Here is a 15977-nt window from a genome sequence, read left to right on the forward strand (position 1 = left end):
GGCCGTAAATGGCCAATGCAGATGTCAGCCGCGCCCGATCTCGGGCACGGTCCAGACCTCGCCTGGCCGCAAGGCGCGAAAGCGTTGCTTCGGGATGCCTTGATCCTCGAGCGCCTCGGTCAATTTCCGCGCCGGCTCGTCGATCGGTTCGTCGGTGAGCTGGAAGGTGCCCCAGTGGCAGCCGGCGGCGAAAGCGGCGTTGCACAGCATCATGCCTTGCACGGCTTCCCTAGGGTTTTGGTGCTGCGGCGCCATGAACCAGCGCGGCTCATAGGCGCCGATCGGCAGGATGGCGAAGCGGAAACCGCCATGTTTCTCAGCCATCAGCCGGTAGTTGATGCCGTCGTGGAAGCCGGTGTCACCGGCGAAATAGAGCTTGCTATCAGGTGTCTCGATGACGAAGCCGGCCCACAGTGCCATGCGCCGGTCGCGGGCGCCACGCGCCGACCAGTGATGCACCGGCTCGACATGGACGGCGGTGCCATTGCCGATCTCGACCCTGTCGCCCCAGTCATGCGCCGACAGCCGCATGCCGGGTACGGCGGCTTCGATGATGGCGTCGTTGCCGAGCGGGGTGAGCACCAACGGATCGTGGCCGGCCTTCAGCCGCTTCAGCGTCGCGAGGTCGAGATGGTCGTAATGGTTGTGGCTGACCAGCACGAGGTCGATCGGCGGCAGGTCGGCAAAGGCGATGCCTGGCGGATTGATGCGTTTTGGTCCGGCGAAGGAAAGCGGCGACGCGCGCGGCGACCACACCGGATCGGTGAGGATGTTCAGGCCGGCCGTCTGGATCAGCAAGGTGGAATGGCCGACCATGGTCACCTCCAGCGCGGCGCCTTCGATCTTCGCGGCCGGTTTGGCCTGCGGAAAGGGGCTTGGTCTCGTCGCCGGCCATTTCGAGCGCTTGCCATTCATCTGCCATTTCAGCAGCTCGGCGAAACGACCGGGCGGCTGGCCGTCGGGATTGAAGAACAATGTGCCGTCGAAATGGTCGCTGGGCGGGCCGCTGTAATAGTGATTGGCGGCTGTCTTTCTTGCGGCCAATTTTGCGGCTCCAGCAGGATTTCGTCTCCCTGACATAGGCGCTACGGCGGTCGGCGCAAGGATCTGACCGCCGAATGCCAGGGACAGCACTGCGTTGACCGGGATCCCGGGGCGACGCGCGACAAGCGCTCGGTGCCATCGCGATTGCGATAAATTTGCAACAAATCTTGCTGCAAACCGTATTTTAACCATATCGGGTTGAAATTTCGCCACCTTCTCCATCTTGGTGGGGGTGAGATTGTGCGGACGGCTTCCCCCCAGCCGGATCCGACGGAGGTTGGAATGACTTTTTCGAAAACCGGTCTGGTGGCCGTATCGCTGGCCGCGCTCGTTGCGAGCGGCTGTTCGACCTCACGTTTCTCGTCGATGGATGACCAGCAGCCCGCGCCGCTGGAGGCCGCGCCCGCCGGCAAGGTGACCGCGAACCAGCTGCCGCCGCCGGCATCGCCCGGCACCACCGACCCGTCGCAATTCCCGACCGCTCCGGCGAACACGCAGGTCGCTTCGCTGCCGCCGGACGGCGCGGCGCCGGCCGGCGCGTCGGACGTGACCGCGGCCAGCGTCGCCGGTGTCTGGAACGTCAGCGTTTCAGGGCAGAGCTGCAAGGTGGCGACACCGCAGACCAAATTCGGCGCCGGCTTCCGCGCCGGGCCGCTGCATTGCCCGGCACCGATCGACGGCATCAAGTCGTGGAACGTCGCCGGCAAGCAGCTGACGCTCTATGACGAGGGTGGCGGCGCGCTGGCGCGGCTCTATTCCTCGGGCGGCTCGAAATTCGACGGCCAGACTTCCAACGGCCAGCCGATTTCGCTTACAAGGTAGGCTAGTCCTTCCGAATGCATGTCGCGCAGAAGTGGCCCCTGTTTCGGGACAGCGACATGCATAAAAACAAATGACGTGACCGATGCATCTGCGTGACGGCCTCCAGACCCATGCGACCGTCAGGCAGCGCTACGACCATCTGGTGGAAACCGGCGCGATCGAGCGCGATCCGGCTCAGGAGCGGATCGCGACTGCGCTCGACCGGCTGACCGACGAGATCTCGGCCAAGCGACTGGCACACAAGTCGAGTGCGCTGGGCTGGCTGTTTGCCCGCAAGCGCGAGGTCCATGAGGCCGTCAAAGGCCTTTACATCCATGGCGGCGTCGGCCGCGGCAAGACCATGCTGATGGACATGTTCTTCGGCTTGCTGCCGGTGCGGCGCAAGCGCCGCGTCCACTTCAACGACTTCATGGCGGATGTGCAGGATCGTATCCAGAAGCATCGGCAGGCGCGCAAGAATGGCGACGTGAAGGAAGACGATCCGATCCCGCCGGTGGCCAAGGCGCTTGCCGAGCAGGCCTGGGTGCTGTGCTTCGACGAGTTCTCGGTCACCGACATTGCCGACGCGATGATCCTGTCCCGATTGTTTTCGGCGCTGTTTGCCAGCGGCGTGGTCCTGGTCGCCACCTCGAACGTGGCGCCGGAAGATCTTTATCGCGAGGGGCTGAACCGCCAGCTTTTCCTGCCCTTCATCGGCATCCTGGAGCGGCACGCGCAGGTGCTGGCGCTCGATGCCGACAAGGACTACCGGCTGGAAAAGCTCGCCCGCACACCGGTCTATCTCACGCCGGCCGATGCGGCGGCCGACCAGGTGCTAGACGAGGCCTGGCAAGCCATGACACGCGGGTCGCCAGAGGCGCAGACGTCGCTGGCGCTCAAAGGGCGGCAAGTGATCGTTCCGCGGGCGGCCGGTGACGCGGCGCGGTTTTCCTTCGCCGATCTCTGCGAAAAGCCGCTCGGAGCCCGCGATTTCCTGGCGATCTCCGGGCGCTTTTCGACCGTCTTCATCGACCACGTCCCGGTGCTCGGCGAAGGCAAGCGCAATGAGGCCAAGCGCTTCATCCTTCTGATCGACACGCTCTACGACCATCACGTGCGGCTGGTGGTGAGTGCCGAAGCGCCGCCGCCGCAGCTTTATGTGGCCAAGCGCGGCGTCGAGGTCTTCGAGTTCGAGCGCACGGCATCGCGGCTGATCGAAATGCAGAGCCGCGACTGGCTGGAGGATTGGGCGGAAAGGCAGAAGGCGAAGGCGGCGCCGGAAGCGCAGCAGGCGCAGGCCTGAATTTCCAGAAAATCGGCCGGTAGCGATCCTTCGCGCCCCCCTCTGTCCTGCCGGACATCTCCCCCCTCGTGGGCAGGGCAATCGCATATGGATTCTTGCGAAGAAGGACCCCCACCCTAACCCTCCCCACAAGGGGAGGGAACGCTGCCGCGCGCTCTATTCAATCCTTTTGGCGTCGAAACGTCGGAAGTTTGCCGATGTCAGCGCTTACGGAAGTCTCCCTCCCCCTTGTGGGGAGGGGTTAGGGGTGGGGGTACTCGTAAAGCGAAAGCCTTAGCCTTCCCATATGCGATAGCCCTGCCCACGAGGGGGGGAATTGGCCGTCATCGCAGTTTTCGCCAATCGCTGACGTTGCTGGGGCGGAGGGTCGAAGCTGCCAATCTCCCCCGTGTGGGGGCGCTGTCCCGCCGACGTCTTCAACTCACATCCTCGGCGACCCGCATCACAAGGGCGTCATCACCCGCTTCCAGCCTTACGATCTCCATCCTCATTGTGTAAATTCCCAGAAGTCGGCTTACAAACTTTGACGTTTACGTAAATCCCAAACACTCTAACCGATTGAAAATGCTAGCTCCGAAATAATCGTTTGAATTTATATCGCACCAAGGCTATTGGGTGCGGCGAAAATTCGCGGTTTCCCCGCAGCATTCCGGCCTCTTCTTCGACGCCGCCATCAAGTCGTTAGGGATTTGAGACGTCGTCACTGACAAAGGGAAAACATCCTCACATGGCACGCAACAAGATAGCGCTTATCGGCTCTGGCATGATCGGCGGCACGCTCGCCCACATGATCGGCCTCAAGGACCTCGGCGACGTGGTGCTGTTCGATATTGCCGAGGGTACTCCGCAGGGCAAGGGGCTCGATATCGCGCAGTCGTCGCCGGTCGATGGCTTCGACTCCAGGCTCACCGGCATCAACGACTATGCCGGTATCGAGGGTGCCGACGTCTGCATCGTTACCGCCGGCGTGCCGCGCAAGCCGGGCATGAGCCGCGACGATCTTCTGGGCATCAACCTCAAGGTCATGGAACAGGTCGGCGCCGGCTTGAAGAAATACGCGCCGAAGGCCTTCGTCATCTGCATCACCAACCCGCTCGACGCCATGGTCTGGGCGCTGCAGAAGTTTTCCGGCCTGCCCAAGAGCCATGTCGTCGGCATGGCCGGCGTGCTCGACAGCGCGCGCTTCCGCTATTTCCTGGCCGAGGAATTCAAGGTCTCGGTCGAGGACGTCACCGCCTTCGTGCTCGGCGGCCACGGCGATTCCATGGTGCCGATGATCCGCTATTCGACGGTTTCCGGCATTCCGCTGCCCGATCTCATCAAGATGGGCTGGACCTCGAAGGAGAAGCTCGACCAGATCGTGCAGCGCACCCGTGACGGCGGCGCCGAGATCGTCGGCCTGCTCAAGACCGGCTCGGCCTACTATGCGCCGGCTGCCTCGGCGATCCAGATGGCTGAAGCCTATCTCAAGGACAAGAAGCGCGTGCTGCCGTGTGCGGCGTATCTCTCCGGCCAGTATGGCGTCAAGAACACCTATGTCGGCGTTCCCGTGGTGATCGGCGCCGGCGGCGTCGAGCGCATCATCGAGATCGACCTCAACAAGGCCGAGCAGAAGATGTTCGACTCCTCGGTGGCGACGGTGCAGGGCCTGACCGAGGCCTGCGTCAAGATCGCGCCGCAGCTGGCCTCGAAGTGAACCGGAGCAAATCCAGATGAACATCCATGAGTATCAGGGCAAGGCGCTGCTGAAGTCTTTCGGTGCGCCGGTGGCCGAAGGGGTGCCGGTGTTCAAGGCTGATGAGGCGGAAGCCGCCGCCAAGGCGCTGCCGGGTCCGCTCTATGTGGTGAAGAGCCAGATCCATGCCGGCGGCCGCGGCAAGGGCAAATTCAAGGAACTCGGCCCGGATGCTAAGGGCGGTGTGCGGCTGGCCAAGTCGGTGGCCGAAGTGGTTGCCAACACCAACGAGATGCTGGGCAACACACTGGTGACCAAGCAAACCGGCCCGGCCGGCAAGCAGGTCAACCGCCTCTACATCGAGGACGGCGCCGACATCGAACGTGAGCTCTATCTGTCGATCCTGGTCGACCGTTCGGTCGGCCGCATCGCCTTCGTCGTCTCGACCGAGGGCGGCATGGACATCGAGGCGGTCGCGCATGACACGCCGGAAAAGATCATCACCGTTGCCATCGATCCGGAAAAGGGCGTCACTTCGGCCGATCTTAAGGCGCTCAACGGCGCGCTGAAGCTCGACGGCGACGCGGCACAAGATGGCAATACGCTGTTCCCGATCCTCTACAAGGCCTTCGTCGAGAAGGACATGAGCCTGCTCGAGGTCAACCCGCTGATCGTCATGAAGAACGGCCGGCTGCGCGTGCTCGACGCGAAAGTGTCGTTCGACAACAACGCGCTGTTCCGTCACCCCGATGTGCTCGAGCTGCGCGACACCACCGAAGAGGACGAGAAGGAGATCGAGGCGTCGAAATACGACCTCGCCTATGTCGCGCTCGACGGCAATATCGGCTGCATGGTCAACGGCGCCGGGCTTGCCATGGCGACGATGGACATCATCAAGCTCTATGGCGCCGAGCCCGCCAACTTCCTTGATGTCGGCGGCGGCGCTTCGAAGGAGAAGGTGACGGCGGCGTTCAAGATCATCACCAGGGATCCGGCGGTCAAGGGCATCCTGATCAACATCTTCGGCGGCATCATGAAGTGCGACATCATCGCCGAGGGCGTCATCGCCGCGGTGAAGGAAGTCGGCCTGGAAGTGCCGTTGGTGGTGCGCCTGGAAGGCACCAATGCCGAGCTCGGCAAGAAGATCATCAACGACAGCGGCCTCAACGTCGTCTCGGCCGACGATCTCGACGACGCGGCCAAGAAGATCGTGGCGGCGGTGAAGGGCTGATCTGGTGCCTCCGCACAAGATAAACCTGGTCGAGGCGGCGGATGCGAAGATCACCAAGGTCTTCGATCCGCATATCGCCGGCGACGTGAATGACAGCCAGGCCAAGGTCGCCAAGTTTGGCGAGATGTTCGACTGGCATGCGCATGACAATGAGGACGAAGCCTTCCTCGTGCTGCGGGGGCGCATCGCCATCGATTTCCGCGACGGTCCGGTGGAGCTCGGCGAGGGCGACTTCATCGTCGTGCCGCGCGGCGTCGAACACCGGCCGCGTTCGCTCACCGTTGAGCCCGTGGTGCTGATGTTCGAGCCGGCGACGACACTCAACACCGGCAACGCCAAGAGCGACCTCACCGTCGCCGACCTGAAGCGGCTCTGACCATGAACGCGGCACCCTTCTCTTCGCTCTCGGCCGATCACCAGCGCCTGCAGGCGCTGGTCGGCGCGTGGCGCGGCGAGGAAGAGGTGGCTGACACACAATGGGCCGATGGCGGTACGGCGACGTCCGAAGTGCTGGCAGAGGCACAGTTCGGCGGCCTGTTCGTGGTGCAGCGCTATCGCCAGCGCCGCGACGGCACGGTCTCGTTCGGGTCCCACGCTGTGTTCGGCTTCGACCAGCAAAACAGCCTCGTCAGCATGCACCAGTTCGATTCGATGGGGTTTGTGCCGGCGTCGCCGGCCACAGGCACGTGGAACGGCAGCGAACTGGTTCTGGAGCGGTCGTCGCCGCGCGGCTCGGCGCGCGTGACGTATATTTTTGACGATGCCGACACCTACCGCATGCGACTGCACTTCAAACCTGCCGGCAGCGATAGCTGGCAAGACATGGTGAGCGGCGTCTACCGGCGCGTTTCGCCTTCCTCGATCAACGGCTTTTAGAAAAGGGCTCCCATGTCCATCCTCGTCGACAAGAACACCAAGGTGCTGGTGCAGGGCCTGACCGGCAAGACCGGCACGTTCCACACCGAACAGGCGCTGGCCTATCACGGCACGAAAATGGTCGGCGGCATCCACCCGAAGAAGGGTGGCGAGACGTGGACCGGCTCGAAGGGCGAGAGCCTGCCGATCTTCGCCACCGTCGCCGAGGGCAAGGAAAAGACCGGCGCCAACGCGTCCGTCGTCTATGTGCCGCCGGCGGGTGCCGCCGAAGCCATCCTCGAAGCGATCGAGGCCGAGATCCCGCTGATCATCTGCATCACCGAGGGCATACCGGTGATGGACATGATCAGGGTCAAGGCCAGGCTCGACCGCTCGACCTCGCGGCTGATCGGACCGAACTGCCCGGGCGTCTTGACGCCCAACGAATGCAAGATCGGCATCATGCCCGGAAACATCTTCCGCAAGGGCTCGGTCGGCGTTGTTTCGCGCTCAGGAACACTTACCTATGAGGCTGTGTTCCAGACCACCAATGTCGGGCTCGGCCAGACCACCGCCGTCGGCATTGGCGGCGACCCCGTCAAGGGCACCGAGTTTATCGACGTGCTCGAGATGTTCCTCGCCGACGACGAGACCAAGTCGATCATCATGATCGGCGAGATCGGCGGTTCGGCCGAGGAAGACGCCGCGCAGTTCCTCAAGGACGAAGCCAAGCGTGGCCGCAAAAAGCCCATGGCCGGCTTCATCGCCGGGCGCACGGCGCCTGCCGGCCGCACCATGGGCCATGCGGGCGCGGTCATCTCCGGCGGCAAGGGCGGCGCGGAAGACAAGATCGCGGCAATGGAATCGGCCGGCATCAAGGTATCGCCCTCGCCGGCAAGGCTGGGCACGACCTTGGTCGAGGCGATCAAGGGTTAAGGCAGTAAGGGAGTAGGGCAGTATGGCAGTATGGGAATAGGAAGAACGGGACGAGCGCGGCAACCGCCTGCTTTCCCTACTGCCTTACTCCCCTACTGCCCTACTCCCCTCCAAAAACAGGAGACGGAGCCAGGCTCCGCGGACAAAAATGGCAAGACAAGATCAGGCCAACGACCAGTTTTCGCTCACCTCATTCCTCTATGGCGGCAATGCCGATTACATCGACGCGCTTTATGCGTCCTATGAGGACGATCCGGAGTCGGTAAACCCCGAATGGCAGGAGTTCTTCGCCGGGCTGAAGGACGATGCCGGCGATGTACGCAAGAATGCCAAGGGCGCCTCCTGGGCCAAGCCCTCCTGGCCGCTGCAGGCCAATGGCGAACTGGTGTCGGCGCTCGACGGCAATTGGGGCATCGTCGAGAAGCATCTGGAAAAAAGGTCAAGGACAAGGCGGTCACCAACGGCATCGTGCTGTCCGATGCCGACGTGCATCAGGCGACGCGCGATTCGGTGCGCGCCATCATGATGATCCGCGCCTACCGCATGCGCGGCCATTTGCACGCCAATCTCGACCCGCTCGGCATCGCCAAGCCGCTCGAGGACTATAACGAGCTGTCGCCGGAAAATTACGGCTTCACCGAAGCCGACTATGACCGGCCGATCTTCCTCGACAATGTGCTCGGGCTCGAATTCGGCAGCATCCGGCAGATGCTGGAAATCCTGACGCGCACCTATTGCTCGACGCTCGGCGTCGAGTTCATGCATATTTCCGATCCCGAGGAAAAGGCCTGGATCCAGGCGCGCATCGAGGGTGCCGACAAGGAGATCACCTTCACCGCCACCGGCAAGAAGGCGATCCTGCAGAAGCTGGTCGAGGCCGAAGGCTTCGAGCAGTTCATCGACGTCAAGTACAAGGGCACCAAGCGCTTCGGCCTCGATGGCAGTGAAGCGCTGATCCCGGCGCTGGAGCAGATCGTCAAGCGCGGCGGCCAGCTCGGCATGAAGGAGATTGTGCTCGGCATGGCGCATCGCGGCCGGCTGAACGTGCTCTCCCAGGTGATGGCCAAGCCGCACCGCGCCATCTTCCACGAGTTCAAGGGCGGCTCGGCCGCCCCGGACGAGGTCGAAGGCTCGGGCGACGTCAAGTACCATCTCGGCGCCTCGTCGGACCGCGAGTTCGACGGCAACAAGGTGCATTTGTCCTTGACCGCCAATCCCTCGCATCTGGAAATCGTCGATCCGGTGGTGATGGGCAAGGCGCGCGCCAAGCAGGATTATCTGTTCGGCCGCAGCCGCGAGGAAATCGTGCCGCTGGAAGAGCGCGCCAAGGTGCTGCCGCTGCTCTTGCACGGCGATGCCGCCTTCGCCGGCCAGGGCGTGATTGCCGAAATCCTCGGCCTGTCCGGACTGCGCGGCCACCGCGTCGCCGGCACGCTGCATTTCATCATCAACAACCAGATCGGCTTCACCACCAATCCGCGCTTCTCGCGCTCGTCGCCCTATCCGTCCGACGTCGCCAAGATGATCGAAGCGCCGATCTTCCACGTCAATGGCGACGACCCGGAAGCCGTGGTGCACGCCACCAAGGTGGCGATCGAATTCCGCATGAAGTTCCACAAGCCAGTTGTGGTCGACATGTTCTGCTACCGCCGCTTCGGCCACAATGAGGGCGACGAACCGGCCTTCACCCAGCCGATCATGTATCGCAACATCCGCACCCACAAGACGACGGTGCAGATCTATGCCGACCGCCTGATTGCCGAGGGCCACATCACCCAGGCCGAGTTCGACAAGCTCAAGGCCGACTGGCGCGCGCATCTCGAATCCGAATGGGAAGTCGGCCAGCACTACAAGCCCAACAAGGCCGACTGGCTCGACGGCGCCTGGTCGGGCCTGCGCACGGCCGACAACCAGGACGAACAGCGGCGCGGCAAGACCGCCGTGCCGGTCAAGACGCTGAAGGAAATCGGCAAGAAGTTGACCGAGGTGCCGAAGGAATTCGAGGCGCACAAGACGATCATCCGCTTCCTCGAGAACCGCCGCCAGGCGATCGAGTCCGGCGAAGGCATCGACTGGTCGACCGCCGAGGCGCTGGCTTTCGGCGCCATACTGCTCGACGGCAATCCGATCCGCCTGTCGGGGCAGGATTCCGAACGCGGCACCTTCTCGCAGCGCCATTCCGTGCTCTACGACCAGCGCGACGAGACCCGCTACATCCCGCTCAACAATCTGTCGGCGGCACAGGCCGGCTATGAAGTCATCAACTCGATGCTGTCGGAAGAGGCGGTGCTCGGCTTCGAATATGGCTACAGCCTAGCCGAGCCGAAGGCGCTGACGCTGTGGGAAGCGCAGTTCGGCGACTTCGCCAACGGCGCCCAGGTGGTGTTCGATCAGTTCATCTCGTCGGGCGAACGCAAGTGGCTGAGAATGTCGGGCCTCGTGTGTCTCTTGCCGCACGGCTATGAAGGCCAGGGTCCGGAGCACTCCTCGGCCCGGCTCGAACGCTTCCTGCAGCTTTGTGCCGAAGACAACATGCAAGTCGCCAACTGCACGACGCCGGCCAACTACTTCCACATATTGCGCCGGCAGCTGAAGCGCGACTTCCGCAAGCCGCTGATCCTGATGACGCCGAAGTCGCTGCTGCGCCACAAGCGGGCGGTGTCGACGCTGCCGGAAATTTCGGGCGAAAGCTCGTTCCATCGGCTGCTCTGGGACGACGCCCAGCTGCTGCCCAACCAGGCGATCAAGCTCACCAAGGATTCCAAGATCCGCCGCGTCGTGCTGTGCTCGGGCAAGGTCTATTACGACCTCTATGAGGAGCGCGAGAAGCGCGGCATCAACGACATCTATCTGCTGCGCGTCGAACAGCTCTATCCGTTCCCGGCCAAGGCGCTGATCACCGAACTGTCGCGTTTCCGCAATGCCGAGATGGTGTGGTGCCAGGAGGAGCCCAAGAACATGGGCGCCTGGTCGTTCATCGACCCGTATCTGGAATGGGTGCTGGCGCATATCGACGCCAAGCATCAGCGGGTGCGCTACACCGGCCGTCCGGCTGCCGCCTCGCCGGCGACCGGACTAATGTCGAAGCATCTCGCCCAGCTCGCCGCCTTGCTCGAAGACGCGCTCGGCGAATAACAGAACCGAAAGAAAACGGACAGGCACAATGGCTACCGAAATCCGCGTTCCCACTCTCGGCGAATCCGTCACCGAAGCGACCATCGGCAAATGGTTCAAGAAGGTCGGCGATGCCATTGCCGCCGATGAGCCCCTGGTCGAACTCGAGACCGACAAGGTGACGGTGGAAGTGCCCGCCGCCGCTGCCGGCATCCTTTCGGAGATCGCGGTCAAGGAAGGCGAGACTGTCGGCGTCGGCGCTTTGCTGGGGTCGATTTCGGCAGGTGGCGAGGCTCCCGCCACCAAGCCGCAAGCGGTGTCGCAGGCCTCGTCGCCGGATGCGGCTACGACCGGCAAGCAGGCCGCGGCCGAGACCGCCAAGATCGCCGGCGACGCCGGCGCGGTCGAGCCGCGCAGCATGCCGCCAGCTCCGGCGGCAGCCAAACTGATCGCCGAAAACAATCTGGCGGTCGACCAGCTCTCGGGTTCGGGCAAGCGTGGCCAGGTGCTGAAGGGCGACGTGCTCGACGCCATCTCCAAGGGCGCGCCTTCGCAGCCGGCCGAGATGCCGAAAGCAGCACCTGCACCGGTTGCCGTGCGCGCACCGTCCTCGGGCGACGATGCGTCGCGCGAGGAGCGCGTGCGCATGACCAAGCTGCGCCAGACCATCGCGCGCAGGCTCAAGGAGGCGCAGTCGACCGCCGCCATGCTGACCACCTTCAACGAGGTCGACATGTCGGCGGTGATGGCGCTGCGCACCAAGTACAAGGATGTGTTCGAGAAGAAGCATGGCGTGAAGCTCGGCTTTATGGGCTTCTTCACCAAGGCGGTGACCCACGCGCTGAAGGAGATCCCCTCGGTCAATGCCGAGATCGACGGCACCGACATCATCTTCAAGAACTATGCCCATATCGGCGTCGCCGTCGGCACCGAAAAAGGCCTCGTCGTGCCGGTCGTACGCAATGCCGACCAGATGTCGATCGCCGAGATCGAGAAGGACATCGGCCGGCTCGGCATCGCCGCACGTGACGGCAAGCTGTCGGTGGCGGATATGCAAGGCGGCACGTTTACGATTTCCAACGGCGGCGTTTACGGGTCGCTGATGTCGACGCCGATCCTCAACGCGCCGCAGTCGGGCATTCTGGGCATGCACAAGATCCAGGACCGGCCTGTCGTGGTCGGCGGCCAGATCGTCATCCGGCCGATGATGTATCTGGCGCTGAGCTACGATCACCGCATCGTCGACGGCAAGGAAGCGGTGACCTTCCTGGTCCGCGTCAAGGAAAGCCTGGAGGATCCGGAACGGCTGGTGCTCGATCTGTGAACAACGCCGACCGCCCCGTGAGCGGCTGGCTGGAACGGTTCGGGTTCAAGGTGGGCCGGGCCGCTCGCGGCGCGCAGCGGACATTTCGGCGCAGCATTTTCTGGCTTGGCTTGTCCACTGCGGTTCCTTCTCTGGCAATCGCCGCCGAATGGAATCCGGCAAAGGTGAGCAGCAACCTCGGCATCTTTACCCTTAGTGACGTGCAATTGGTGGAGCGGAAGATAACGGTCACCCCGGTCGGCCAACTCGAATTGCCGACGGGCGAGATCTTGGCCTGCGATCCTCTGGTCACAGGCGATGACTGGCCAGTATTGAGCCGCAAGGTCAAACCCGGAAGTTATCCGGTTTCGCTGTTCGAGGCGCAGGGCCGCGTGGCGGCAGCGTTCCTTCGCTTCCGCCCTGGCACGCCGGTTCGTTGGGAACTGGCTACCTTGCCAGACCAGAACGTGTCGACGCTGAAGGACGACGAAATGTTCGGCTATCCCGTCGATGCCGGCCTGGGCTCGTTCATGGACAAGACGGCGATGGCGCTGATGTCGGCCGAGCAGGATAAGCTCAAGGCCGATGAGAATTACTATGACGACGTGCTGGCTGCCGAATTCGCGCCCAACCAGGACAGGTTCGTCATGCACCATCCGGTTGCGGGCAACCCGCTCAACATTGCCATGTTCTGGAGCGGCTGGGGTGACGGGTTTTATCCGTCGTTCTGGGGACTGGACGCGGCCGGCGAGCCGCTGTTGCTGATGACCGATTTCGGCGTGCTGGAAAACGCCGATGGCCGCGAGAGCCAGTAGGTCGCCCCGATGCAAAGCGCCCTCTCGCCCACAATCAGATGTTTCGCCGGATTGCTGGCCTTCGGGGTTGCGTGCTCCGAGGCACGCGCCGCCTGCCCGATCGAACTCGCCGTCTATGGCGACGCCCAGAGCGGCAGCGAGATCGATTTCACGCCGACCGGCACCTCGGCGACCGTCACCAACACGTTCCGGATGATCCTCGACAACAATGTGGTGCTGAACGGCATCGTCATGTGGAATGAGGGCGTGTCGCGGCCGAACGGCGCGCTGATGTACAAATGCCCGGAGGGCGACGTCACCGGCGAGGAACTTGGCGCCTGCACGCCCTGGCATGGCGTCATCTACACGTCGGATGACAAGGGCAACATCGGACTGCTGCCGGCCGAAGGCGTCGAGGCGCCGAAGACGCTGATCCTGCCGGATCTCGGCCCGGCGCTGCGCCAGTCCAGCGCCTATGGCGGCAGCGGGTTTTCGAAAGTGCCGTGGGACGTGTTTGCCTTGAAGGGATGCCAGGAATGAGCGGGACGCAAAAGGTGCTGCTGGTCACCGGCGGGAGCCGAGGCATCGGCGCCGCGATCTGCCGGCTCGGGTCGAAGGCAGGCTATCACGTGGCGGTCAACTACGCTTCGAACCAGGACGCCGCCAGTGCACTGGTCGCCGAGATCAAGGCCGGCGGCGGCGAGGCTTTTGCCGTCAAGGGTGATGTCGGCGCTGAGTCCGATGTCGTGGCCATGTTCGAGGCCGTCGACGGCGCCTATGGCCGGCTCGACGCCTTCGTCAACAATGCCGGCATCGTCGACGCCAAGGCGCGCGTCGACGAGATGGATGTGGCGCGGCTGGAGCGCATGATGCGCATCAATGTCGTTGGCTCGTTTCTCTGCGCCCGCGAGGCGGTCAAGCGCATGTCGACCCGCCATGGCGGGTCTGGCGGATCCATCGTCAACATCTCCTCGGCGGCGGCAGTCCTGGGCTCGCCGGGCGAATATGTCGACTATGCCGCCTCCAAGGGCGCCATCGACACCTTCACCATCGGGCTCGCCCGAGAGGTGGCGCTGGAGGGTATCCGCGTCAATGCGGTGCGGCCGGGCCTCATCGACACCGAAATCCATGCCTCCGGCGGGCAGCCGGACAGGATAGAGCGGTTCCGCGACATACTGCCGATGAAAAGGGCCGGCACGGCTGATGAAGTCGCGGGCGCGGTTCTCTATCTTCTATCCGACGCCGCGTCCTATACGACAGGCGCGATCCTGAATGTAAGCGGCGGCCGCTGAGCGCCAAGCAAAGGGAAACAAACATGGCTTATGACGTCGTTATCATCGGATCGGGACCGGGCGGCTATGTCTGCGCCATCAAGGCGGCGCAGCTCGGGCTCAGGGTTGCGGTGGTCGAGAAGAACGCGACCTTCGGCGGCACCTGCCTCAACATCGGCTGCATCCCGTCGAAGGCGCTGCTCCATGCCTCCGAGATGTTCGCCGAGGCCGGACATTCCTTCGACACGCTCGGCGTCGAGATATCGGCGCCGAAGCTGAACCTGAAGAAGATGATGGCGCACAAGGATGCGACGGTGTCGTCGAACGTCAACGGCGTCGCCTTCCTGTTCAAGAAGAACAAGATCGATAGTTTCCGCGGCACCGGCAAGGTGGTCGCGGCCGGCAAGGTGTCGGTGACCGGCGAGGACGGCAAGGTCGAGGAGATCGAGACCAAGAACATCGTCATCGCCACCGGCTCGGATGTCGCCGGCATTCCCGGCGTCAAGGTCGATATCGACGAGAAGGTCATCGTGTCGTCGACCGGCGCGCTGTCGCTGGACAAGGTCCCCGGCCATCTGGTGGTGGTGGGTGGCGGTGTCATCGGGCTCGAGCTCGGCTCGGTGTGGGCGCGGCTCGGCGCCAAGGTCACCGTGGTCGAGTTCCTCGACACCATCCTCGGCGGCATGGACGGCGAAGTTTCCAAGCAGTTCCAGCGGCTGCTATCCAAACAGGGTTTCGAGTTCAAGCTCGGCGCCAAGGTCACCGGCGTCGCCAAGGCCAAGAAGGGTGCGACCGTCACCTTCGAGCCGGTCAAGGGCGGTGCCGCCGAGACCATCGAGGCCGATGCCGTGCTGATTGCCACCGGCCGCCGTGCCTATGCCGACAGTCTCGGGCTCAAGGAAGCCGGCGTCGAGGTCGACGAGCGCGGCCGCGTCAAGACCGATGGCCATCTCAGCACCAACGTCCCCGGCATCTATGCCATCGGCGATGTCATCGCCGGGCCGATGCTGGCGCACAAGGCCGAGGACGAGGGCGTGGCGGTGGCGGAAACCATTGCCGGCCAGGCCGGCCATGTGAACTACGACGTCATTCCGAGCGTCGTCTACACCAGCCCGGAAATCGCCTCGGTCGGCAAGACCGAGGAAGAGCTGAAGAAGGCCGGCATCGACTACAAGGTCGGGAAATTCCCGTTCAGCGCTAATGGCCGGGCGCGCGCCATGCTGCACACGGACGGTTTCGTGAAGATCCTCGCCGACAAGCAAAGCGACCGTGTGCTCGGCGTGCATATTGTCGGCTTCGGCGCCGGCGAGATGATCCACGAAGCGGCGGTGCTGATGGAGTTCGGCGGCTCGTCCGAGGATCTCGCCCGCACCTGCCACGCGCATCCGACGATGTCGGAAGCGGTCAAGGAGGCGGCGCTGGCGACGTTCTTCAAGCCGATCCATATCTAGAGGCGCTCATCGGGTCGACGCTTCGCTCGCCCTTGTTCCGTCACGCGAAGAAGCCCCCCGGCGTCGCGCTGCCCCTCATTGCCCTGCCGGGCATTTCTCCCCGTATAGAGACGGGGAGAAAGAAGCTCGCATCGAGGCTTCGCCAATTGCCCAACGTAGCAGAAAGAGCGCCGAGGTTGCGGCCAGCCCCCTTCTCCCC

The 15977-nt window shown here is 63.6% G+C and carries 13 protein-coding genes and 1 pseudogene; 13 read left to right on the top strand and 1 reads right to left on the bottom strand.

Annotated elements, in window-relative coordinates; genetic code table 11:
- Positions 1-24 precede the first annotated feature (24 nt).
- Positions 25-1044 (bottom strand): hypothetical protein, encoded by a 1020-nt coding sequence (locus HB777_30800; protein QND67905.1) that lies wholly within the window; start codon positions 1042-1044, stop codon positions 25-27.
- A 282-nt stretch (positions 1045-1326) separates the two neighbouring features.
- On the opposite strand from HB777_30800, the gene HB777_30805 reads away from it, so the two are divergent.
- The 13 genes and pseudogenes from HB777_30805 to HB777_30865 all read left to right on the top strand — a co-directional run bounded on the left by HB777_30805 (position 1327) and on the right by HB777_30865 (position 15778).
- Positions 1327-1866 carry an AprI/Inh family metalloprotease inhibitor gene (locus HB777_30805; protein ID QND67906.1) on the top strand — a complete coding sequence of 180 codons (540 nt, stop codon included), beginning with the start codon at positions 1327-1329 and terminating at the stop codon, positions 1864-1866.
- A gap of 82 nt (positions 1867-1948) precedes the next feature.
- Positions 1949-3148 carry a cell division protein ZapE gene (locus tag HB777_30810; GenBank protein QND67907.1) on the top strand — a complete coding sequence of 400 codons (1200 nt, stop codon included), beginning with the start codon at positions 1949-1951 and terminating at the stop codon, positions 3146-3148.
- A gap of 727 nt (positions 3149-3875) precedes the next feature.
- Positions 3876-4844, top strand: a complete 969-nt coding sequence (gene mdh, locus HB777_30815; protein ID QND67908.1) for a malate dehydrogenase — start codon at positions 3876-3878, stop codon at positions 4842-4844.
- 16 nt (positions 4845-4860) lie between these two features.
- Complete coding sequence (gene sucC, locus HB777_30820; protein QND67909.1) at positions 4861-6054, top strand: ADP-forming succinate--CoA ligase subunit beta; 1194 nt, start codon at positions 4861-4863, stop codon at positions 6052-6054.
- A 4-nt stretch (positions 6055-6058) separates the two neighbouring features.
- Complete coding sequence (locus tag HB777_30825; protein QND67910.1) at positions 6059-6430, top strand: cupin domain-containing protein; 372 nt, start codon at positions 6059-6061, stop codon at positions 6428-6430.
- 2 nt (positions 6431-6432) lie between these two features.
- Positions 6433-6930 carry a DUF1579 domain-containing protein gene (locus HB777_30830; GenBank protein ID QND67911.1) on the top strand — a complete coding sequence of 166 codons (498 nt, stop codon included), beginning with the start codon at positions 6433-6435 and terminating at the stop codon, positions 6928-6930.
- A 12-nt stretch (positions 6931-6942) separates the two neighbouring features.
- Entirely contained in the window at positions 6943-7845 is a 903-nt protein-coding gene (gene sucD, locus HB777_30835; protein ID QND67912.1) for a succinate--CoA ligase subunit alpha, read from the top strand.
- Between the two features lie 148 nt (positions 7846-7993).
- Positions 7994-10980: pseudogene (locus HB777_30840) on the top strand (2-oxoglutarate dehydrogenase E1 component).
- A gap of 28 nt (positions 10981-11008) precedes the next feature.
- Positions 11009-12283 carry a 2-oxoglutarate dehydrogenase complex dihydrolipoyllysine-residue succinyltransferase gene (odhB, locus tag HB777_30845; protein ID QND67913.1) on the top strand — a complete coding sequence of 425 codons (1275 nt, stop codon included), beginning with the start codon at positions 11009-11011 and terminating at the stop codon, positions 12281-12283.
- 95 nt (positions 12284-12378) lie between these two features.
- Positions 12379-13077 carry a DUF4241 domain-containing protein gene (locus HB777_30850; GenBank protein ID QND68956.1) on the top strand — a complete coding sequence of 233 codons (699 nt, stop codon included), beginning with the start codon at positions 12379-12381 and terminating at the stop codon, positions 13075-13077.
- 9 nt (positions 13078-13086) lie between these two features.
- Positions 13087-13596 (top strand): hypothetical protein, encoded by a 510-nt coding sequence (locus tag HB777_30855; GenBank protein ID QND67914.1) that lies wholly within the window; start codon positions 13087-13089, stop codon positions 13594-13596.
- Positions 13593-14348, top strand: a complete 756-nt coding sequence (locus tag HB777_30860) for an SDR family oxidoreductase (protein QND67915.1) — start codon at positions 13593-13595, stop codon at positions 14346-14348. Before HB777_30855 ends, HB777_30860 begins: the two co-directional genes overlap by 4 nt.
- Before the next feature lie 23 nt (positions 14349-14371).
- On the top strand, positions 14372-15778 hold the full coding sequence (locus HB777_30865) for a dihydrolipoyl dehydrogenase (GenBank protein QND67916.1): 1407 nt from the start codon (positions 14372-14374) through the stop codon (positions 15776-15778).
- Positions 15779-15977: the final 199 nt, after the last annotated feature.

The organism is Mesorhizobium loti (genome assembly GCA_014189435.1).
GTDB classification, from domain to species: domain Bacteria; phylum Pseudomonadota; class Alphaproteobacteria; order Rhizobiales; family Rhizobiaceae; genus Mesorhizobium; species Mesorhizobium loti_G.